Origin of the sequence: Streptomyces sp. NPDC058880 (genome assembly GCF_042742535.1) — a bacterium.
Classification (GTDB): Bacteria; Actinomycetota; Actinomycetes; order Streptomycetales; family Streptomycetaceae; genus Streptomyces.
The window spans coordinates 18695-40474 of the sequence record NZ_JBHYMC010000015.1 but is presented as its reverse complement, the minus strand read 5'-3'; the positions used below and the strand labels follow the sequence as shown (position 1 = coordinate 40474).

The window sequence follows — 21780 nt, the reverse complement described above, 5'->3', positions numbered from 1 at the left end:
ATGACTCAGTACGTGGGGGTCTTGCGGAGCAGCTCGGCCCGCTCGACGATCTCGGGGAGGTAGACCTGCTCGTTCCACGCGTCCTGCTCCACCGCTTCGAGCGCGATGGAGATGACGCCCTCGTCGCACTGGAAGGCGGAGTGCACGGCCTTCGTCACGGCGGCGACGAGTTCGGACTCCTGTTCCTCGTTCAGTGCTACGGGGAAGTGCTTGATGTTGACGTGCGGCAAGGTGAACTCCTTCTTGCGTGTGTTCTCCTGGTCCCGGAGGCGGCGCCGGATCACATGGACCAGCTCGTCGACTCCCGGGTCGCGCAGCAGCGCGTAGTGGTCGGTGTCGAGGGTGACGACGGCCGGTTCGCGGACCGCGTAGCCGCGGGCGCTCTCGATGAACGAGTTGTCGTCGCCGCGCGCCTTGAAGAGCGTCACCGGCGCGGCGATCCGCCGCCCCCTCAACTCCGGGAAGGTGTAGGTGAACTCGTACGTCAGGCGGACGATCCGTACGATCCGCCGCACCAGTTCGCCGTCCAGCCCCGGGAAGGCTCCGGCCACGAAGGCCGCGAAGCTCTCGTCGTCCGTCGCCGTGCGCAGGCACTCCTCCAGCAGCGGCCCGCTGATCCGCCCCGCGAATACGGAGAACAGGATCGTGACGAACGCCCGGTTGCGATAGGAGGGTTCATGGCCGTGTACGGCAGCGGCGTCCGCCCGCACCTCGGGCGCGCCCGGGGCGATCAGGAACAGGTTCTCGACCCGCTCCCCCGCCTGCTCCAGTTGGTGTGCGGCCTCGAAGGCGACGCGGGCGCCGAAGGAGTAGCCCCAGAGCGTGTACGGGCCCGAGGGCTGGACCTGCCGGATGGCGTGCACGTCGCGCTCGGCCATCTCGCGGATCGTCGCGTACGGCGTCTCGCCCTCGTTGATGCCGTACGCCTGGACGCCGACGAACGGCCGTCCCAGGCCCAGGCGGTCGCCGAGCAGCCGCAGGTTCATGGGGTACCCGCCGAGGCCGGGCCAGCAGAACACGGGCGCCGCCCCGTCGGCCTCGTCCTCCCCGTCCCGCAGCCTCACCAGCCGCGCGACGTCCTGGTCGGTGCCCTCCTGCGCGCCGCCGCCGGCGACGCGCAGCGCGAGCTGCTCGACGGTGGGCGCGTCGAACAGCGCCTGGAGGGGGAGGGAGCCGCCCAGCTCCCGGTTCACGCGGTTCACGAGCGCGACCGCCATGAGCGAGTTCCCGCCGCTGGCGAAGAAGTCGTCCTGGACGGAGACGGTGTCGCGCTTCATCACCTTCATCCAGATGTCGCCGATCCGCTTCTCGGTCCGCGTCCTCGGCGGGACGAAGGGGCGGTCGGAGCCGGTCACGTCCGTCGCCTCGGAGTTCGCCAGGGCCCGGACGTCGATCTTGCCGTTGGCGGTGAGGGGCAGGGCGTCGAGGACGACGACCCGGTTGGGCACCATGTAGTCCGGCAGGAAGGTCACCAGGTCGTCGCGGATCATCTCCGCGGGCCCCCGCATGTGGACGGTGTCCTCCTTCATGCCCTCGCTGTGCCACTGCTCCTCGCTCACACGCCCGCCGACGAAGAAGTACGAGGGCCTCCCCGCCACCGGGAGCAGGGCGGCCATCCGCTTGGCCGCGGGCAGGTCCTCGCCGGTCTCCGAGCTGTAGCCGGACGACATGAACCCGAGGTCGAGGCAGTTCATCTGGAGGCGCTGGAGCTTGCGCCCCAGGTCGAGGTAGCCGAGCCAGCCCCGCTCCGCCGCGCCGAACACGGTGATGCCGAAGCTCGCGCGTTCGTACACGGCCTGGTTGATGGCGATGACGTCCCTCTTGCGTACGAGGTCGTCGGCGACCCGCTCCAGGGCACCGCCGCCTCCCGCGGAGCCGTGGCGATACCGGTACTGGCCTCCGGGCAGCCCGGGCACACGCCCCGGGTGCGCCTGGACGTACACGTCGAGCGCGGCCGCGTCGCGGTCGCCCTGTCCGGCGGGCACCACCTCGAAGCCGCCGAGGTAGTGGTCCTCGTCCGCGCAGTCGAGCCGTTCCTTCGTCCCGGGGGTGAAGTCCAGCTCGCGTACCGCCAGCCCGTGGTGGGGCAGCACCTCGTCGAACAGCCCCACCATGTGGCCGGCCTCGATCTGGAGGACCTCGCGGATGTTGTTCTTGTAGACAGGTTCGATGGCGCTGGTCCGCCCAAGGAAGTGCAGACGCACCCTGGGCGCCGCGGAGCCGGCAGGAGGGCCCATCAGGACGAGCCGGTGCTCCAGCGGGTGGTAGTAGTACAGCCCATCGGGCACCTCGGCGGGACCGCCGGCAAGCTCGAGGTAGAGCTGCGTGGCGTTGAGCGCGCCCGGCGAGGCGTACCCGTACTTGGGCAGGAGCCGCTCCTCGCTGAGGAACCGGCCGAAGTAGCGCAGGATCTCCCCCAGCTCGCCGAAACCGAGCCCGGCGGGCTCACGCGGCGGGCGCGCGGCAGTACGGTCCTCCCGGTCCTCGTCGAGTAGCCGCAGGATGTCGTCCTCCGTGACGTCGCCGCCTTCGAAGAACCGGTACGTCTTGCGCGCGAACACGCGGCGCCGCTGCTCCGGCGTGGGCTCCGCACCGGGCAGCGCGACCGACGCGCGGGCCGCCACGTCATCCGTGTCCCGGCAGCCGGCGGCCGCCAGCTGAGCCCTGACCTGGAGCTTGCTCGCCTTCGACTGGTGGTGCGTACCGTGCCGGCCCTGGTCCATCAGCGCGGCTTCCCGGGGGCTCAGCTCGACGCAGGCGACGAGGTTCTGGAAACCGGTGCGCGGGTCGTCCTTGACGATCACGGCCGCGTTCCTGACCCAGTCGTGGGACTCGACGGCCAGCCGGATCTCGTCCAGCTCGACGCGGAAGCCCCGCAGCTTCACCTGGCTGTCCGCCCGGCCGGCGAACTGCACGCTCCCGTCGGCGTTCCCGTACGCGAGGTCCCCGGTCCGGTACAGCCGCCCGCGCTCGGGGTCGTCGACGAACCGTTCCGCCGTGAGGTCCGGCCGGTGGAGGTAGCCCCGGGCCAGCTGGACGCCTCCGATGTACAGTTCGCCGATCTCGCCGGCCGCGACCGGCGACCGCGACGGGTCGAGGATGTGGAAGCGCATGCCGTCGACCGGGGAGCCGATCGGCACGGACTGCGGCCCTGACTCCACGTCCGCCCGCTCCACGCGGTACGAGGAGGCGTTGATCGTGCACTCGGTCGGGCCGTAGAGGTTCACGAGCGAGCAGTCCGGCAGGGTGTCGAGCAGCAGTCTCGCCAGATTCCTGGACAGCGCCTCGCCGCCGCTGAAGAGCTGGGTGAGGGAGGTGCAGCGGCCGAACTCCTCGGTGTCGAGGAGCGCCTGAAGCAGCGTCGGCACGCACTGCAGGGTGGTCACGCCATAGGCGTCGACGGTCCGCATCAGCCCTTCGGGGTCGCGATGGATGCCGGGGGCGCCCATGACGACGCGGCTGCCGCAGGCAGGGGCGAGGATCTCCCACTGCGCGGCGTCGAAACTGGCGGGCGTCTTCTGCAGGACGATTCTGTTCTCGTCGAGTCCGTGCGCCGTCCGTAACCAGTTCATCTGGTGGACGATCGCACGGTGTTCGACCATTACACCCTTGGGCTTTCCGGTACTGCCCGAGGTGTAAATGACATACGCCGGATCGTCTTCCGCCGGCAGCCCGAGCCCGGATTCCCGCCACGTCTTTCCGGTATCCCCCGCCGCCGAATTCAGCACATCCCGCAGCGTGACGACCGTGGTTCCGGGGGGAGCGATTCTCTCCAGTCGTTCCCGCAGCCGTTCCTGCGTGAAGACCACGCAGACCCGGGCATCCTCGACCATGTACCGGAGACGTTCTTCCGGATAGTCCGGTGACAGCGGAAGATACGCTCCGCCGGCCGCGAGAATTCCCCACACGCCTGTCATGAGATCAAGTGAGGGCTCGACGAAAAGACCGACGCAGTCGCCCCGCCCCACCCCGAGCCCGCGCAGGTACGCGGCGGCTTCCGCGCTGTACCGGCCGAGCTCCCGAAACGTCAGCCGCTCTGGGCCGCACTCCACCGCGGTCCTGTCGGGATGCCACCTGACCTGGGCTCTCAACAGGTCGGTCAGACTCTCCCCCGTGTCACCGCCGCCGGTTATGTGCGGCAGGTCCCTACTTCCCTCGACAGCCGAATTCACCATGTACGCCCCCGATCAAATACGTCAGATACGCGTGGCGCCGACCCGCGGCGGCATCGTCGCCACCCGGAATCCCGCCCACGCCTGTGTGACCGACGGGCCCTTCCGCCCGTCGGCTCATACGACTTCCGTCGGTGATGTCCGGAAGGCACCGGAGCGCAGCCTGCACATCGGTGAAGGAATTCCCGCACCGCTCACCGGTTGGGTCCGCTTCCACGTGTGGCGGGGCACGCCTCTTCGAATCACGCCCGTCTTGGGCATCGCTTTCCCCCGCTGTCCTTCCTGGCCGCCGAACGGCCGGGATCTTCCCCCGTGAATTGAGACCCCTGCACAGGACAGGTATCCGCTCAAGCATCCGCATGGCTGGTCTGCGGCGCGGAGCAATCGAGACGTTATGCCGTGGCCATAGGTGGGTCAACAGGCGCCAGGAGGATGACCTAAAAGGCCGCCTCCCGGCCACGTGGCACATGCCACAGGAACTGCACAGAAGCCGGAAGGCCCACCGGTTCCCGCTCGTCCACCGCGCCCCGCTGACCGGATCCACAGAGTCGATATCCGGTCACCACGGCGTGGCGACTTCCACTCAGTAGGGTCGAGGACCGGCGTGGTGGCTGACGCTCCGTCTCCAGTCTCCGGCCCTACGAGAGCGGCCGGACGACCCCGTGATGTCCGCCACAGGGGGCAGTTGGAAAAGCGACACGATGGCGCGCCGTAACGCGACGCACATCAAGGGCTCAGCCCTGGCGCAAAGCGACACAACCTGCAGGGGACACGATCTCGCTGACACAAAGCGGTCCTGCGTCGAGCCCGCGGTGAAGCGCGAACTCCCCCGCTTCCGGATGCGCGTCCCCGCCTCCCACCCGCACCGCCTTCTGCGACGGCTTCGGGCGCAACCTCACCCCGGCCGAACAGCACGTGTGTTTGGCCTACGGCGCCCAGGACGCCGTGACCGCCCTGAAGTGGGGGCTGGAACACCGGGACGTGGATTCCGTTGGCTGGACAGGCCCCCGCCTGCCTGCCAAGGGGTGAAGGTCATCCACGCGGTGATCCGCACCGGCGTCCTCTACGAACCACGCACCCCCGACGACGTCGACCTCGCCGCCTGACAACCCCACCCCCGCCACCCTCCAGACCCCGATCACGCCCGCACACCGGCGCGGCCACCAAGGCCCGGCCGGCCACCGGACTGCCCACCAGGCACCCGATCCACCGGGAACATCCCGCTTCGCGGGACGTTCCCGACATCCATGATCAACCCCTTCAAACCGACCCCGCCGAGGTTGACGAAACAGATAGGGGCACCCCCGACCTGTGAGCAACGTTCATGAAGCCGGCGAGTCCGGCTCGTAGCGGAGGCGTTCCACCACTTCGCGTGAATCGGAGGCCGCCCGGGAACGTTCCCGGGCGGCCTCCGCGTCGTTGTTCACGAAAAGAGCGCAAGGCAAGCAGCAGGGGGTGTCCCATGGGTCGAGTGGTACTGGAGCGTTTTCCGGCCGGAAGTCCGCGGGGGAGCTGGCCCGCCGAGGAGTACGCGGCCCAGCGGATGCGCGAGGGCGTGCCCGCGGAGGTGGTCATGGATCTGGCGAGCGACGCGTTCCTGGTCGTGGTCCGGCAGCGGGAGGCGCGTTCCGGTCACTGACGGGCGGGACGGAGGTCCGGTCCGCGCACGCCCCTTGGCCTCCCGCCCGCGCAGCCCCACACTGACCCGATGACTCAGCGTGTGGATCTCGCGACGGTGATGGACCGGCTGGCGATCGACGACGTGGTCACGGGCTACGCGATGGCCGTCGACGACGGCGACTGGGGCGCCTACCGGGCCCTGTTCACCCCCGGCGGGCGGGCCGACTACAGATCGGCCGGCGGGATCGAGGGGCCGGTGGGGCAGGTCGCGGAATGGCTCGCACGGACCATGGAGCTCTTCCCGGTGAGGCAGCATCTGATCGTCAACCGGCTGGTCCGGCTGGAGGACGTGGCCGGCTCGCCGGGCGACAGCGCCGAGGTCCGGGCGGACTTCTTCAACCCGATGCGGCTGCAGGCACCGGAGGCCCGCGGCGGCGGCGCGGTCACCTCTCCGAATTTCGTGGCCGCCGGCCGCTACGCCTTCGCCCTGGCCCGCACCCGGGACGGCTGGCGGCTCACGCGTGTCACCGTGCACGAGAAGTGGCGACACACCACCGCGTGAGCGCTTCCTCCCCTTCCGTCCGCGCGGCCCGGGGGCGGTCCCGCCCTGCACTGCCACACTGGAAGCGGAGGCGCGCCATGATCCCGAAGCACGACGGGTGGTCCCGCCACTGGCGCGGGCCCGCCGCGGTCGCCGCCGGGGCGCTGCCCGCCCTGGCGTTCCCCGCCCCCGCGCTGTGGTGGTTCGCCTACGTGGCCCTCGTGCCCTGGATGCTGTTGCTGAGATCGGCCTCCGGAGGGCGGCGGGCGGCCCTGGAGGGCTGGCTCGGCGGCGCCGGGTTCATCCTGGCCGTGCACCACTGGCTGCTGCCGAGCCTGCACGTGTTCCTGCTTCCGGTGGCCGCACTGCTCGGGGTGCTTTGGATCCCCTGGGCACTGCTGGTGCGGGAGCTGCTCGGCGGCCGCCCGTCCCGTGGCCGGGCGGCCTGCGCTCTGGTCCTGGTACCGGCCGGGTGGCTGCTGTCGGAGCTGGTCCGCTCCTGGCAGGGGCTCGGCGGGCCGTGGGGGCTGCTGGGGGCCAGCCAGTGGCAGGTTCCGCCGGCGCTCCGGCTGGCGTCGGTGGGCGGGGTGTGGCTGATCAGTCTGCTGCTGGTGGCGGTGAACTGCGCCCTGGTGCTGCTGGTCGCCGTACCGGGGGCCAGGGTCCCGGCGGTGGCCGGGCTCATGGGCTGTGCGCTGCTGACGGGCGCGGTGTGGGTGTGGGCGGTTCGGCCCGCGGAGTCGGGCGGGCTGCGGGTGGCCGTCGTACAACCGGGACCGGTGCCCGACGGCCCCGACAGCGCGGAGCGGCGGTTCGCGGCCGGCGAGCGGCTGACCCGGCCGCTGGCCGGGCAGCGGGTCGACCTGGTGGTGTGGGGCGAGAGCAGCGTGGGCGAGGACCTGACGGCCCGCCCGGACCTGGCCCGCCGGCTGGCCGCGCTGTCGGCGGAGGTCGGGGCTCCGCTGCTGGTGAACGTGGACGCGCGGAGGGCGGACCGCCCGGGGATCCACAAGAGCGCGGTGCTGGTCGGCCCGGGCGGGCTCACGGGCGACCGGTACGACAAGATGCGGCTGGTCCCCTTCGGGGAGTACGTACCGGCCCGGGCTCTGCTGGGCTGGGCGACCTCGGTCGGCAGGGCCGCCGGCGAGGACCGCGTGCGCGGGGACGCGCCGGTGGTCATGGACCTGCCGGGCCGGCGGGACGAAGGCACGGTCGTCCGTCTGGGACCGCTGGTCTGTTTCGAGTCCGCGTTCCCCGACATGAGCCGGCGCCTCACCCACGACGGGGCCTCCGTGCTGATCGCCCAGTCGGCGACCTCCACCTTCCAGCACAGTTGGGCACCGGCCCAGCACGCCTCGCTGGCGGCCCTGCGGGCGGCCGAGAACGGCCGCCCGATGGTGCATGCGACGCTGACCGGGATCAGTGTGGTGAACGGCCCGTCGGGCGAGCTCGTCGGCACCGCACTGCCCACCTCGGCGCGGACCGCCGAGGTGTACGACGTACCGCTCGCCCGGGGCTCGACCCTCTACGTCCGCTTCGGGGACTGGCCCGTGACCGCGGCCCTCGCAGCTCTGGCGTTCGCCTGCGGTGCGGCGGGCGCACGGGTGCTCAGGAGGCCTTCTCCGCCTGCTCCAGAGCCGAGTTCACCACCAGCTCGCACAGCTCGTGGGTGAGCAGCGCGTCGCGGGCACCGAGGATCCGGCCCGCCGCCACCGCCTCCAGGAAGTGGTCCACCACCTGCTCGATGCCGCGCTGGCGGGCGACGGGGACCCAGTCCCCCCGGCGGCGCACGGTGGGCTGGCCCTTGTGGTCGATGACCTCGGCGAGGTTGACGACCTGCCGCTTGGTGTCGGTGCCGGAGACCTCCAGGACCTCCTCGTTGGATCCGGACAGGCGGTTCATGATGCCGAGCGCGTTGAAGCCGGCGCCGGAGAGGTGCAGCACCACCTGGTGCATCAGTCCGTCGCGCACCACGGCCCGCACCCCGGTGTAGTCGGCCTCGCCCGGCAGCAGGAAGCGCAGGGTGTCGACGACGTGGATGAAGTCGTCGAGCACCAGCGTGCGTGGGTCCTCCGGCAGGCCGACCCGGTTCTTCTGCAAGACGATCAGGTCGCGCGGGTGGTCGGCGCACTGCGCGTACCCGGGCGCGTAACGGCGGTTGAAGCCGACGGCCAGGGAGACATCGCGTTCCTCGGCCAGTTCCACCAGGCGCCGGGACGCCGCCAACTCGTAGGCGAGCGGCTTGTCCACGTAGGTGGGGACACCGGCCTGCAGCAGCCGGGTGACGATCTCGGGGTGGGCGGCGGTCGGCGCGTGCACGAAGGCCGCGTCGAGCCCCTCGGCGAGCAGGGCGTCGAGGTCGGTGTGCCGGTGCGCTGCCGGGACCCGGTGGATCGCGCCGACCCGTTCCAGAGTCTCGGGAGTGCGGGTCTGCAGGTGCAGTTCGACGTCCGCACGCGTGGTGAGGACGGGCAGGTACGCCTTCTGCGCGATGTCGCCGAGTCCGATGCAGCCGACCTTCACCGGGGCCTCCAAATTCGGTCCTTGCGGGATCCTCGCAGCTTAATCCCTGGTGGCCGGGGCTCCGGTTCGCACAGGATGGGCCCCATGACCACCAGTTCAGGATCACACCGCACCGAACCCCCCACCACCGCCGCCGAGCGGGAGATGCTCGACGGCTGGCTCGACTACCACCGCGCCACCCTGCTGTGGAAGTGCGAGGGGCTGCGGGACGAGCAGTTGCGCAGGACTCCGCTCGCGCCCTCCGAATTGAGCCTCCTGGGGCTGCTGCGGCACATGGCAGAGGTGGAGCGTTACTGGTTCCGGGAGATCATGCTGGGTGAGGAGCTGCCCGAGCTGTACGTCACGGACGAGGACCGGGACGGCGACTTCCACTTCACCGAGGCGGCCACCCGGGCCGAGACCGAGCGGGTGTGGCGGGCGGAGGTCGAACGGGCACGGCAGGCGGCCGCGGGCCGCTCGCTGGACCTGGTGTCGGAGGCCCGGAACCACCACCGCGGCGAGGTGTTCAGCCTGCGCTGGGTCTACACCCACATGATCGAGGAGTACGCGCGCCACAACGGCCACGCGGACCTGCTGCGCGAGCAGATAGACGGCGCCACCGGCGACTGACCCGACAACTACCCGACGACTGCCCGGCGGCCGGCCCGGGGCGGCCCGCGATCCGCCGGTCACCCCGCTGCCCGTCACCCGTGCGGGGTGAATATGGGCTCCGGGTTTCCGCAACGGGGTCCTCGCACAGCAGAGTTGCGCGGGTGCATCCAACGCGAACCACGACAAAGCTGCTGCTCGGAGTCGCCTGCGCCGTTTCGGCGGTCTCCGGCTGTGTCCATGTGAGCCCCGGAACCGCGCCTCCCGCGGCGGCCCCCGCCGCCGGGGTCCCGCCCCGGCACGAGCCGCGCGGCGGCCCGGGTGCCGCCCCCGTGGCCGTCCGGGCACCCGCCCTGGAGGCGCTGGAGGCGGTCGCTGCGGCCCCGGAGCAGCCCGCCCGTCAGGCGGGCCCGACCCCCGCCGCACGGAACTCGCAGCGCCCTGCCCGGGGCGCCTCCGGCGGGGCCGTGCAGGAGGCTGCGCCCGTCCCGGACATCCCGGAGCCCCGCCGGGCCGCCGGATCCACGACGGGCCGTCCTGACGGCTCCCGGCACCCCGACCGGCCCGGTGCCGAGGCGGAGCGCGAGCTGCTGCGCAAGCTGCCGGTGCGGCCGGCCGACGTCTGCGCGCTGGGCCGGCGCCACGGCCGCTGGCACCCCGACAGCCCGGAGGCCCGGATCTGCGCGGGCGTCCACGGCGGCTGAGGGCGCGCCAGGGGGCCGCCCGGCGGGCGGGGGGCGGCCGACGGGGGCCGGGGCCGCGGGCTGCCCGTCCCGACCGGCAGGACGCCCCCTACGCCTGTTCGGGGAAGGGCCAGGGGCCGCCGCCGCCCGGTTCCGCGGCGAGGCGGTGCTCCAGCCGGGCGATGGCCGCCCGTACGCCGTCGCCGTAACCGTCGTCGGAGAGGGCCCCGGCTGCCGCGCGGGCCCGCGCCAGGTGGACCCGGGCAGCGCCGGGACGCTGGAGCTTCAGGTAGTCGGCGGCCAGGCTGACGTGCAGCGACGGGTAGAACACGCGCATCGCGGGACGCGGCTCCCGCTGCGCGGGGCACCCGTCCCCGTGCCCGTCACCCAGGGAGTCGGCGGCGGTCAGGGCGCGCAGGTCCCAGGCCAGCTCGTCGGCGGGATCGTCCTGGGCGTCGGCCATGTAGTGGGCCAGGGTGCACCGGTGCAGGCAGTCCCCCTCCTCGCCGATCTCCTGCCAGATCTCGCCGAGCCGGTTGCGGGCCTCCTCCCGGTCTCCGGCGTGCAGCAGGATGACCGCCTGGCCGATCCTCGTCATGACGGCGTCCTCCGACGCCTCCTGCTGCTCGGTCACGGCGGCCTCCGGCTTGCTCTGCCGGACCTGCTCCGGTCCGGTCGTCAAGACGCTAGCCGGAGGCACCGGCGATGGCGCCGAGGCGCGGTGGGGCGTCAGCCGAGGTCCGGGATCCGCCAGTCGATCGGCTCATGCCCCTGGGCGGCGATGGCCTCGTTGATCTGCGTGAAGGGGCGGGAGCCGAAGAACTTCCTGGCCGACAGCGGGGAGGGGTGGGCACCCTTGACGATCACGTGCCGCTCCTCGTCGATGAGCGGGATCTTCTTCTGGGCATAGGCCCCCCACAGGACGAACACGGCCGGGTCGGGCCGCTCCGACACCGCGCGGATCACCGCGTCGGTGAACCTCTCCCAGCCCTTGCCCTTGTGCGAGTTCGGCTCGGCCTCCCGGACGGTGAGCACGGCGTTGAGCAGCAGGACGCCCTGCTGGGCCCACGGCATCAGGTAGCCGTTGTCGGGGACGGGCAGGCCCAGCTCCTCCTTCATCTCCTTGTAGATGTTGCGGAGCGAGGGCGGGGTCTTGACGCCGGGCTGCACGGAGAAGCACAGGCCGTGGCCCTGGCCGGCGCCGTGGTAGGGGTCCTGGCCGAGGACCAGCACCTTCACCTGCTCGAAGGGCGTGGCGTCCAGTGCCGCGAACACCTGGTCGCGGGGCGGGTAGACCGGCCCGTTCGCCCGCTCCTTCTCGACGAACTCCGTGAGCTCTCTGAAGTAGGGCTGCTCCAGCTCCCCGCCGAGGACGGGGAGCCAGGACTCGGGCAGCATCTGGGTCACGGCGACAACCTCCGGTACAAGTTCGTGCAACTGCTCCAGAACCTACCGGGGGCCACTGACAACGCGTCGGCCGCCCGGGAGATCTCCCGGGCGGGACCGCGGCTACCAGCTGGTCTTGCGGTACAGCTCCCACATCTGCATGGCGGTCTGCGGGTCGAGGGCCCGCTCGGCGCCCGCGATGTCCTCGCGTGCGGCGACGTAGAGCTTGCCTTGCCACAGGGGCAGCAGCCGCACGTCCTCGGCGAAGATCTGCTGGGCCTTCTCGAACTGCTGGACCCCGGAGGAGCGGTCGCTGTCGCGGCGGGACTTGGGGAGCAGCTCGGTCAGGATCTCGTTCTGCTCGTACGGGGTGCCGACCGCGTTCTCCTTGCCGACGAACGGCGCGATGAAGTTGTCCGGGTCCGGGAAGTCGGGGAACCAGCCTCGGCCGAAGACCGGGTACTCCTGGCTCTTGTAGCCCTCCTGGAAGGTCTTCCAGGGCTGGCTGCGCAGGGTGATGCGGAACAGGCCGCTCTCGTCGAGCTGCCGCTTGATCTCGGTGAACTCCTCGGCGGTGGAGGCGCCGTACCGGTCGGTGGTGTACCAGAAGGTCAGGTCGACCGGCTGGTTGATCCCGGCCTCCTTGAGGATCTTCTTCGCCTTGTTGACGTCCGCCGCGCCGTACTTGTCGTAGAACGGCGTCTTGTGGCCGACGACGCCCTTGGGAACCATCGAGTACAGCGGCTCCGCGGTGCCCTGGTAGACCTTGGAGACGAGGGTGCCGCGGTCGATGACCTGGGCGATGGCCTGGCGGACCGCGAGCTTGTTGACCGCCGGGTCCTTCGGGTTGAAGACCAGGTAGCGGATCTCGGCGCCGACGTTCTCGACGACCTGGACGCCGAGTCCGTGTGCGGCGGGGCTCTGGAGGTCGGTGACCTGCGAGGCGGAAAGGCCTCGGTAGGTGGCGTCCAGCTCCTTGGCCTTCAGGTCGGCGACCATCTTCTCGGAATCCGCGTAGTAGCGGATGGTGACGGCCTTGTTCTGGCGGTTCGCGAAGCCTGCGTAGCCCTTGTTCTCGGACAGGACGGCCTCGCCGCCCTCCTTGTACGAGTCCAGCACGTAGGGGCCCGATCCGGTGATCTTGCCGTCCTCGCGCACCTTGTCGGCGGGGTAGTCCTTGGGCGCGACCAGCGAGGCTGCCGGTGAGCCGAGGACGTACGGGAAGGTGGCGTCGGAGGTCTTCAGGTGGAAGACGACCGTCAGCGCGTCGGGGGTCTCGATCTTGTCGAGGCTGCCGAAGAGGTCCTTCGGGCCGACCTTGGACCCGATCGTCATGATCCGGTCGAGGGAGTACTTGACGGCCTTGGCGTCGAGGGGCTCGCCGTTGGAGAACTTCAGGCCCTTGCGCAGGGTGCACCGGTAGGCCTGGCTCGCGCCGTCCGTGAACTCGCAGTTCTGGGCGGCGTCCGGCTGGGGCTTGGTGGAGCCCGTGGGGAAGGCCAGGAGGGTCTGGTAGACGTTCCGGTACAGCTCCCAGGAGCCGTCCCACGCCGCGGCGGGATCAAGGGTGCTCGGCGCGCTCGTAGTCCCGACGACGATCCGCTTCGCTTCGTCGCCGTCGTCCTCCGACAGCAGGCCGCATCCGGCGAGCAGGGATATGGACGCAAGGGCCGCAGAGATCTGCAGGCATCTGGTCCGGTTGAACACGTGCACGCTCCTCGATCAGCCAGGGGTGCGGCAGACCCTACCGCAGTGCCTCACGAATCCAATGGGTTGGTTTCGTGAGGCACTTGACCGGTTCCGTGCACATTCGATACACATTTACCTCCCTTTCGGAGGCAAATACGTCCGATTATCGGTCAGTGCACCCCGGAATTGAGGAACATCCCACCGTCGACGACCAGAGTTTGCCCCGTGATCCATTCCGCTTGTGCAGATGTAAGAAAAGCCGCGGCCCCTCCGATGTCCTCCGGGAGCCCGAGCCGGCCGAGCGGATAGGCCGCGGCGGCCTCCTGTTCCCGGCCCTCGTAGAGCGCCTGCGCGAACTTGGTCTTGACCACCGCCGGAGCGATCGCGTTGACCCGGACCCCGGGGGCCATCTCGTGGGCGAGCTGGAGGGTCAGGTTGATCATGGCCGCCTTGCTGATCCCGTACGCGCCGATGAAGGGCGAGGCGGAGATGCCGGCGATCGACGCGATGTTCACGATCGCCCCGCCGTTCTCCTTCTGCCAGGCGTGCCAGGTCCGCTGGGCGAAGCCGAGCGCGGAGATCACGTTGGTCTCGAAGACCTTCCGGGCGACCCCGAGGTCGAGGTCCGCGATCGGGCCGAAGACGGGATTGGTGCCCGCGTTGTTCACCAGGAAGTCGACCCGGCCGAAGGCCTCCATCGTGCGCTCGACGGCAAGGGCCTGGTGGGCCTCGTCGTGCGCCTTCCCGGCCACCCCGATCACCCGGTCCGCGCCGAGGCGCTCCACGGCCTCCTTGAGGGCCTCCTCGTTGCGCCCGGTGATGCAGAGCCGGTCGCCCCGGGCGACCAGTGCCTCCGCGATGCCGTAGCCGATGCCCCGGCTCGCTCCGGTGATCAGTGCGACCTTGCCGCTGTCCGTGCCGCTGTACGCCATGACGTATGCCCCGCCTCTCTTCGGTCGCTTCAGTTGAGGGGGCCGCCGGCCACGTACACGACCTGGCCGGAGACGAAGCCGGCGGCGTCGCCGGTGAAGAAGGCGATGGCGTTGGCGATGTCTGCCGGACGGCCGACCCGCTGGACGGGGATCTGGGTGGCCGCGGCGGCCTGGAAGTCCTCGAAGCCCATGCCGACGCGGGCGGCCGTCTGGGCGGTCATCTCGGTGACGATGAAGCCGGGGGCCACGGCGTTGGCGGTGACGCCGAACTTGCCGAGCTCGATGGCCAGGGTCTTGGTGAAGCCCTGCAGACCGGCCTTGGCGGCCGAGTAGTTGGCCTGGCCGCGGTTGCCGAGCGCCGAGCTGCTGGAGAGGTTCACGATGCGGCCGAACGTGGCCTCCACCATGTACTTCTGACAGGCCCTCGACATCAGGAAGGCGCCGCGCAGGTGCACGTTCATGACCGTGTCCCAGTCGGACTCGCTCATCTTGAAGAGCAGGTTGTCGCGCAGCACGCCCGCGTTGTTGACCAGGATGGTGGGGGCGCCGAGTTCGGCGGCCACGCGCTCGACCGCCGCCTCCACCTGTGCGCCGTCCGACACGTCGCAGCCGACCGCCAGGGCCCGGCCGCCGGCCGCCGTGACAGCGTCCACGGTGTCCTTGCAGGCCGCCTCGTCGAGGTCGAGCACGGCAACGGCCCGACCCTCGGCGGCCAGGCGCACGGCGGTGGCCGCGCCGATGCCCCGGGCCGCCCCGGTCACGATCGCGACGCGCTGCTCGGTGGTGGACATGGTGGTTCTCCTCGCCCTTGAGAGACGGCCACCCAGAGGTGAGCAACCGCTTAGTAGCTTCAGCTGAGGAGACGCTAGGAGCCCTGGCACCCCGTGTCAACGGCCAGCGGTCCGACACCCACGAGGTACGGCCTACCGCACCAGGAGGTCCAGCAACCGCTCCACCTCCGCCGCCGGATCGGCCGTCAGGCCGGTGTGCACCGGCCCCGGCTGCACCACGGTGCTGCGTGGGGCGATCAACCAGCGGAACCGGCGTCCCGCGTCGTCACCCGCCGCCTGCCCCGCCGCCTCGCCGCCGCCGCACACGCCCTCGACCCCGCGCAGGGCGGCCCGTACGCCGGCCACGTCCGCCGCCGGGTCCAGCGCGAGGAGCTTCGCCTCGTCGAGGTACGTGCGCGCGGCGACGTAGGAATGCGCCCGGCAGTAGACGATCACGCCTGCGTTGAAACACTCGCCGCGTTCCATCCGGGGCACCACACGCACCAGCGCGTACTCGAACACGTCCCGCTCGGTCACTCGTCGCCGCTCTTCTTCTGGTGGGTCTTGTGGGGCCATTCCGGCAGGTGGTCGGTGAGCCAGCCGGGAGGCCCGGTCGGCGCCTTCACCTCGGCCTCCAGCGAGATCCTCTCGTGGATCGTGGCCGCGCGCGGCAGCAACGCCTCCACGTAGGCGCGGCGCAGCCCGTCGGTGGAGTCGAATCCCGGCTCGTCGACCAGCCACTCGTCCGGCACCTCGGCGGTGACCTCGGTGAGCAGTTCCTCGGTGACCAGCGGCGCCAGTGCGGCGGCCGCTGCCTCGATGTCCGGTCCCACGGGGGCCAGTACGTGGTCGGAGGCGTTGTAGGGCTTCGCGGCGGCGGCCTGGGCCGTGGGCCAGTTGTGGTGCCAGATCATGGTGGCGCCGTGGTCGATGAGCCAGAGGTCCCCGTGCCAGACCAGCATGTTCGGGTTGCGCCACGACCGGTCGACGTTGTTGATCAGGGCGTCGAACCAGACCACGCGCCCGGCCTCGGCCGGGTCCACCCGGTAGGCGAGCGGGTCGAAGCCGATGGAGCCCGGCAGGTAGTCCATGCCGAGGTTGAGTCCGCCGCTGGACTTGAGCAGCTCCTGGACCTCCTGGTCGGGCTCGGCGAGCCCGATGACGGGGTCGAGCTGCATCTGCACCAGCGTGGGGACCCTGAGTCCCAGCCGCTGGGCCAGGCGGCCGCAGATGACCTCGGCGACCAGGGTCTTGCGGCCCTGACCGGCTCCGGTGAATTTCATGACGTACGTTCCGCAGTCGTCGGCCTCGACGATCCCCGGGAGCGAGCCGCCCTCACGCAAAGGCGTGACATAGCGGGTCGCTACGACCTCTTTCAGCACTTCCCCAGGCCACCCATCTCTTCAGCCCTACGATCCGCGGACGACTGCTCCGGAGCGCAGAGGCAGGAATCACGGGTCAACGGCGCTGCGGCGCTGGGAGAATCCGGGGAGTCCCGGCCGGCGAGCCCGTCTCCCCGCGCCCCCGACGTACCCACGGCGGTATCGCGCCCCCGTGCTGCCGGCTTCCGGCTTCCGGCTTCCGGCTTCCGGCTTCCGGCTTCCGGCTTCCGGCTTCCGGCTTGAAGGGAACATGGTAATCGAGAGTGATCGCCGGCGATGAGTCTGCGAGCCGTCGAGCCGGGGTCGTGACGGACTCCGGTCCCCCGGTGCCGGAGAAGGTCAGAGGGCTACGAGGTCCCGGTCCAGGCCGTTGAGCGGACCGCCGCTGTCGAACAGCGGGGCGCCCTGGGCAAGGCTTCCGGTGTCGACGGCCTGGAAGCCGGCGCTGTCGGCGAGATCGGCGACCCTGCGCTTGGCGCCGGCGTCGTCCCCCGCGAGCAGGACGATGCGCCGGCCGCCCTTGACGGCGGGATCCTCGGTGAGGACCTGCGCCAGGTAGGTGTTGAAGCCCTTGACCACGAGGGCGCCGGGGACGAGCGAGGCGACGACCTCGGTGGGCGGGCGGCCCCCGGTGTCGACGATCTCCAGTCCGCCGGCGGTCTCCCGGAGCGGGTTGAGCGGTACCAGCACGGTCCGCCCCCGCCAGGAGGCGACCGAGGCCGCCGCGCTCTCCTTCTGGTCCCACTGGACGGCCAGGACGACGACATCGCCGAAGTCGGCGGCCTCCTGGGCTGTTCCGGCGGTGGCGTTGTCGCCGAGCTCGTCGACGAGCGCGGTCAGTTTCTCCGGGGTGCGCGAGCCGGCCAGCTTGACCTGGTGCCCCGCGCGGGTGAGCACCCCGGCCAGAGCAGAGCCGAGACGACCGGCGCCAATGATTCCGACGTTCATGACTCGACGGTCACACACCTCCGGCGGTCCCACATCCCCGCGCCCCGCCGGCTGAGCCACCCGGGTGCGGCAGTGTCGTCGGCGCCGCACCGGAAATCCGCAGCCGCCCGTCCGACGGCCGCCTCCGGTTCCGTGCGCGGGGCGAGGGGCAGCTGGGCGTCCCCGGCCGGCCCGGCCCGGGCTGCTCGGGACGATGGATCCTCAACCGCCGCTTCCCTCGCCCCCGTCGAAGGGCACCCTCACGGCGGAGAGCCCGTATGCGGCGCACAGGACTTCGGGGGCCGTTGCCCTTTCGCCCGGCCGTCGCGCTCTTGCCCCGCGTGGTCGGCGCGGGACAGCGGGCCGGCGGGCCGGCGGGCCGGCGGTCGGGGTTCAGCCGGTCCCCGGCTGCGCGGTGCGGTCGTCCCCGAGGCGGTCGGAGTCGATGTGCGCGCGTGGTGCGAGCCCCTCGATGAGGACCCGCACCCCCAGATCGAGCCGCTCTTCGGCAGTGCCCGAGCGGAGCTGGCCCGCCGACGCGGCGAGGTGGGGATGACGCACGGGATCCAGTGCGTCCAGCGCCGCGTCGATGTCCGCGGCGGCATGCCGGTGATCCAACGCCTGCTGCAGACGGCCCCCCGCGGCCGGGTCGGGGGCGGACCCGGCCTGTCCGTCGGATCCGGAACTCCCTGGCGGCGTCGGAAGCTCGACCTCGTAGGAAGCCGCACCGATGTACAACGCGATGAGATCGCAGCCCCAGGCGGCCCGCTGCCGCTCCACTCCGCCGGCCAGCAACAGCCCCAGCACGCGATCGAAGAGGTCGAGCCAGGCGGGGCTGGTGGGAATGTGCCCCAGGGAGACCCGGGCGAGCCCGGGGTACTCGCTCAAGGCGCGCACCGCCCCGGCGATGGTCGCCGCCAGCGCCTCCCGCCAGCCCGCGCCGGCCCCCGAGCCGCCGGAGGAGGGAGCTTCGCTCCCCCTGGCCGCGGGGGCGGAGGCCTCGGGCAGGGGGACGGTGGCGACCACGGCATCGAACATGAGCCGCAGCAGTTCCTCCCGCCCGGTCACGTACACGTACAGCGAAGCGGGTCCGGTGTCGAGTCGCGCCGCCACCCGGCGCATCGTGACCGATGTCAGTCCCTCCTCGCGCAGGACTTCCAGTCCCGCCCGTACCACGGACTGCTCGCTGAGCGCTGGCTTGGCGGGAAGGGAACGGGTGCCACGTGCCGGAGAACTCATGGCGGCAGCCTAGCACTTGACAACGAACACTGTTCGCCACGAACGTTGTTCGCCATGACCAACGAACAACGTTCGCCGCAGGTTGCGGCGCCCGCCCCTGCCCAGCCGTCGCAGCCCCACCGCTATCGATGGGCAGTGCTCGCCGTCGTACTCGCCGCCGACGTGATGGACATGCTCGACGCGACCATCACGAGCATCGCCGCTCCTGCGATCGCCGCCGGTCTGGGCGGCGGGCCCGCGCTGAGCCAGTGGCTACAGGCGGCCTACACCCTGCCGTTCGCGGTCCTGCTGATCACGGCGGGGCGGCTCGGAGACCGCTACGGGCGCCACCGCCTGTTCCTGATCGGCACGCTCGGCTTCACCGCGGCCTCGGCCGTGTGCTCCCTGGCCACCACGCCCGGCTGGCTCATCGGCGGGAGGGTGCTCCAGGGTGCTCTGGGCGCACTCCTCCTGCCTCAGGGCTTCGGCATCCTCAAGGAGACCTTCGAGGGGGCTGAACTGGGCCGGGCGCTCGGCTTCTTCGGGCCTGTTCTCGGGTTGTGCGCGGTCGGCGGACCGGTCCTGGGCGGCATGCTCGTCGGGGCGGACCCGCTCGGTACGGGCTGGCGGGCGATCTTCCTGGTGAACCTGCCGGTCGGACTCCTCACCGCAGCCGGCGCGGTGCGCTGGATCCGCCGGTCACCGGCCGACCCCGGGCTGCGCATGGACGTACCCGGGATGCTGCTCACCGCTGCGGCATCGGCCGCGGTGATCTTCCCGCTGGTGCAAGGGGCGGGGTACGGCTGGCCGTGGTGGTGTCCGGGGCTGATGGCCGCGGGTGCCGCGGGCTTCGTCCTCTTCGCCCGGCTCCAGCCTCGACGGCCCTCGCCGCTGGTCCTGCCCAGCCTGCTGCGCAACCGCGGCTACACCGGCGGCCTCCTGGTGGTCACCGCCTTCTACGCCGCCTTCAGCGGTCTCATGCTGGTGCTCTCGCTCTTCCTCCAGGGCCCCCTGGGGCTGTCCCCCCAAGGCGCCGGATACGCCGTCGCGCCGCTCGCCGCGGGCATCGTCCTCACCGCCGGCCCGGGCCAAGCCCTGGCGGAACGCAGCGGACGGCGGGCGATCCAGGCGGGCATCGTCGTGACCGTGTGCGGCCTGGTCCTGCTGGCTGCCCTTGCCGGGCCGGCCTCGTGGGTCACCAGCGGCTGGCGGCTGCTTCCGGCGACCCTGGTGATCGGCATGGGCATGGGACTGGTGATCCCGCCGCTGTTCGACGTGGTTCTCGTCAGCGTCTCGGAGCCGGAGACCGGATCGGCCGCCGGTGTGCTCAACGCCGTGCAGCAGCTTGCCAACTCGGTCGGTGTCGCTCTGCTGGTCACGGTGTGGGCCGCCTGTGGTGACCACGGCCGCACACCGGGCGGGGCGCTGGCCGGGACCGCATGGGCGGCGGCCGCCCTCCTCGCGGTCGCGCTGCTCGCCTCCTACCGGCTCCCCGCCCGGCCCGCACCCCACCCGCGGGCAGCCGCAGACCACTGAGCGCGGCCGCCGCTCCGGGGCTCACGCCGGCGGCGCGCCCGGCTCCGCCCCGGAGGGCTGCACGGTCGGGATGCGCTGGGTGAAGAAGAGTGCGAGGAGCGCGGCGAAGGCCAGGACGGAGAGGGCCGCGCGCAGGCCGTCGACCCTGGCCGCCTCGTTCGCCGCGACCGCGGCGTCGGCCACCTCCGGGCTGACCCCGGCTTCGGCGAGGGCGCTCTGCAACTGGGCGTCCGACAGGAACGGCACGCCGGACGCGAGCCGGACGGTCGCCTGGCTCTTGACGGTGCTCGGGACGGCCGGGCTCTCCTGAACGCTGGTCAGAAAGGAGGAGGTGAGCGTCGCGATCATGATGGATCCGGCGAGTGCCGTGCCGATCGACGAGCCGAGGTTGGTGACGGCGTTCTGGACGCCGCCGACCTCGGCGGACTGCGCCTGCGGCACCGCGGACACGGTGACCGCGCCCAGCTGGGAGGCCAGTGCGCCCATGCCGAACCCGATCAGCAGCAGGGGGAGGGTGACCACCTCCGCTCCGGCGTCCGTGTCGAGCGCGCCGAGCAGGATCACCGCGCCCGCGAGCAGGGCGAGGGTCCCGAGTCGGACCACGCGACGCGGCGAGACGTCCGGGAGGAAGCGCGGGATCAGCGTCGCCGCGGCCAGCAGGGTGAGCGACAGCGGCAGCAGCCGGACGCCGGTGGCCAGCGCTGACAGGCCGAGCGCGACGGACAGGTAGAGCGGGACGACGAAGAAGACACCCATCATCACGAGGTACTGGAAGAAGAACATGGTCAGCCCGCCGGTGAGCTGCTTGTTCTGCAGCATGACCGGGTCGACGAGCGGCTCCTGGCGCCGCTTGACCAGACGGCCCTCCCAGCGGAGGAAGAGCCAGACCAGGAACAGGCCCAGCAGCATGAGCCACAGGGTCAGGGAGATCCCGAACAGCCCGGGTCCGCCGTCGGTCGGCCGGAACCAGCCCCACTCGTCCGATCGGAGCACCCCGTAGACGAAGGTCCCGAGGCCCAGCGCCGACAGGACGACCCCGACGAGGTCGATGCGCGGGCGTTCCTCGCTCACGGCGTCCACGACGGGGCGGGCGAGCACGAGGATGCCGATCACCATGAGCACCTCACCGGCGAAGACCCACCGCCAGGAGAAGTAGCTCGTGGCGATCCCGCCGATCAGGGGACCGAGCGCGATGGCGATGGCGCCGGCCGCCGCGACGAGCCCGTAGGCGGCGGGACGGCGTTCCACGGGGAAGTTCCCGGCGACCAGCGCCACGATCGCCGGCAGGATGAGGGCCGCCCCGACGCCCTCCAGGAAGGACCATCCGAGCAGCAGCACGGTCAGGTTCGGTGCGACGGACGTGACGAGTGAGCCGCAGCCGTAGATGACGCAGCCGATCAGGAAGGCGCGTTTGCGGCCGATCAGCACCCCGACCTTGCCGCCGGGGATCATGAGCATGGCCATCACGAGGGTGTAGGCCGTGATGGCGCCCTGGATGCCGGTCACCGTCGTACCGAGGTCCCCGGCGACCGTGGCGATGGAGACGTTCATGACGGAGCTGTCCAGCGCCATCAGGAACTGGCCCGCGGCCAGTGTCGTCAGGACGAGTCGCCCCTTCGACGGGTTTCCTGTCGCCGTCCCTGCCCTGGATGCCATGGGGGCATGCTTCCAGCCGGCCGCGGGGGTGGCGCGACGACCCGCCCGGGAGTCAGCCGGACGGGCAGTCGGCCACCGGGGCGTCGGGGCGCGGAGCCGGCGTGCGGCGGAGGGCCGGGGTACGGCGGCGGCCCGGGCCCGGGCCGCGCGGCCGCAC

Annotated in this window: 18 protein-coding genes; 6 read left to right on the top strand and 12 right to left on the bottom strand. The window is 71.5% G+C overall.

Annotated elements, in window-relative coordinates:
* Positions 1-5: 5 nt before the first annotated feature.
* Positions 6-4142: an amino acid adenylation domain-containing protein gene (locus ACFW2G_RS11785; protein WP_384582144.1), complete on the bottom strand. Its 4137-nt coding sequence runs from the start codon at positions 4140-4142 to the stop codon at positions 6-8.
* A gap of 1492 nt (positions 4143-5634) precedes the next feature.
* On the opposite strand from ACFW2G_RS11785, the gene ACFW2G_RS11780 reads away from it, so the two are divergent.
* The 3 genes from ACFW2G_RS11780 to lnt all read left to right on the top strand — a co-directional run bounded on the left by ACFW2G_RS11780 (position 5635) and on the right by lnt (position 8006).
* Entirely contained in the window at positions 5635-5811 is a 177-nt protein-coding gene (locus tag ACFW2G_RS11780) for a hypothetical protein (RefSeq protein WP_106967693.1), read from the top strand.
* Positions 5812-5880: 69 nt separating this feature from the next.
* Positions 5881-6354, top strand: coding sequence for a nuclear transport factor 2 family protein (locus ACFW2G_RS11775; protein WP_384451933.1), 474 nt, complete (start codon positions 5881-5883; stop codon positions 6352-6354).
* Positions 6355-6431: 77 nt separating this feature from the next.
* Positions 6432-8006 (top strand): apolipoprotein N-acyltransferase, encoded by a 1575-nt coding sequence (gene lnt, locus ACFW2G_RS11770; RefSeq protein WP_384582114.1) that lies wholly within the window; start codon positions 6432-6434, stop codon positions 8004-8006.
* Here lnt and ACFW2G_RS11765 read toward each other — a convergent pair.
* The gene (locus ACFW2G_RS11765) at positions 7942-8856 is read right to left on the bottom strand and encodes a Gfo/Idh/MocA family protein (protein ID WP_384582146.1); all 915 of its coding nucleotides are present in this window, start codon (positions 8854-8856) and stop codon (positions 7942-7944) included. The two genes, lnt and ACFW2G_RS11765, sit on opposite strands and share 65 nt — an antisense overlap.
* 84 nt (positions 8857-8940) lie before the next feature.
* On the opposite strand from ACFW2G_RS11765, the gene ACFW2G_RS11760 reads away from it, so the two are divergent.
* Positions 8941-9465: a DinB family protein gene (locus tag ACFW2G_RS11760; protein WP_384451927.1), complete on the top strand. Its 525-nt coding sequence runs from the start codon at positions 8941-8943 to the stop codon at positions 9463-9465.
* A gap of 143 nt (positions 9466-9608) precedes the next feature.
* Positions 9609-10148, top strand: coding sequence for a hypothetical protein (locus ACFW2G_RS11755; protein ID WP_384582116.1), 540 nt, complete (start codon positions 9609-9611; stop codon positions 10146-10148).
* 88 nt (positions 10149-10236) lie between these two features.
* Here ACFW2G_RS11755 and ACFW2G_RS11750 read toward each other — a convergent pair whose 3' ends face one another.
* From ACFW2G_RS11750 to ACFW2G_RS11710, 9 genes are all read right to left on the bottom strand, one after another.
* Positions 10237-10761: a hypothetical protein gene (locus ACFW2G_RS11750; RefSeq protein ID WP_037929478.1), complete on the bottom strand. Its 525-nt coding sequence runs from the start codon at positions 10759-10761 to the stop codon at positions 10237-10239.
* Positions 10762-10856: 95 nt separating this feature from the next.
* Positions 10857-11525 carry a uracil-DNA glycosylase gene (locus ACFW2G_RS11745; protein WP_384451961.1) on the bottom strand — a complete coding sequence of 223 codons (669 nt, stop codon included), beginning with the start codon at positions 11523-11525 and terminating at the stop codon, positions 10857-10859.
* Positions 11526-11636: 111 nt separating this feature from the next.
* Positions 11637-13220 carry an ABC transporter substrate-binding protein gene (locus tag ACFW2G_RS11740; protein WP_037929205.1) on the bottom strand — a complete coding sequence of 528 codons (1584 nt, stop codon included), beginning with the start codon at positions 13218-13220 and terminating at the stop codon, positions 11637-11639.
* A 152-nt stretch (positions 13221-13372) separates the two neighbouring features.
* Entirely contained in the window at positions 13373-14134 is a 762-nt protein-coding gene (locus tag ACFW2G_RS11735) for an SDR family oxidoreductase (RefSeq protein ID WP_384451920.1), read from the bottom strand.
* Positions 14135-14163: 29 nt separating this feature from the next.
* Positions 14164-14925, bottom strand: a complete 762-nt coding sequence (fabG, locus tag ACFW2G_RS11730) for a 3-oxoacyl-ACP reductase FabG (RefSeq protein WP_384451917.1) — start codon at positions 14923-14925, stop codon at positions 14164-14166.
* Positions 14926-15057: 132 nt separating this feature from the next.
* Positions 15058-15441 (bottom strand): DUF3037 domain-containing protein, encoded by a 384-nt coding sequence (locus ACFW2G_RS11725; RefSeq protein WP_384582118.1) that lies wholly within the window; start codon positions 15439-15441, stop codon positions 15058-15060.
* Positions 15438-16286, bottom strand: coding sequence for a HipA family kinase (locus tag ACFW2G_RS11720; RefSeq protein ID WP_384582120.1), 849 nt, complete (start codon positions 16284-16286; stop codon positions 15438-15440). The genes ACFW2G_RS11725 and ACFW2G_RS11720 overlap by 4 nt, the downstream gene beginning before the upstream one ends.
* 339 nt (positions 16287-16625) lie before the next feature.
* A complete protein-coding gene (locus ACFW2G_RS11715; RefSeq protein WP_384451908.1) occupies positions 16626-17234 on the bottom strand; it encodes an NADPH-dependent F420 reductase in 609 nt (202 codons plus the stop codon).
* Between the two features lie 372 nt (positions 17235-17606).
* Positions 17607-18452, bottom strand: coding sequence for a TetR/AcrR family transcriptional regulator (locus ACFW2G_RS11710; protein ID WP_384582122.1), 846 nt, complete (start codon positions 18450-18452; stop codon positions 17607-17609).
* A gap of 54 nt (positions 18453-18506) precedes the next feature.
* Between ACFW2G_RS11710 and ACFW2G_RS11705 the strand changes: the two genes are divergently transcribed.
* Positions 18507-19967: an MFS transporter gene (locus ACFW2G_RS11705; RefSeq protein ID WP_384582124.1), complete on the top strand. Its 1461-nt coding sequence runs from the start codon at positions 18507-18509 to the stop codon at positions 19965-19967.
* Between the two features lie 21 nt (positions 19968-19988).
* Here ACFW2G_RS11705 and ACFW2G_RS11700 read toward each other — a convergent pair whose 3' ends face one another.
* On the bottom strand, positions 19989-21623 hold the full coding sequence (locus ACFW2G_RS11700; RefSeq protein WP_384451899.1) for an MFS transporter: 1635 nt from the start codon (positions 21621-21623) through the stop codon (positions 19989-19991).
* Positions 21624-21780 lie beyond the last annotated feature (157 nt).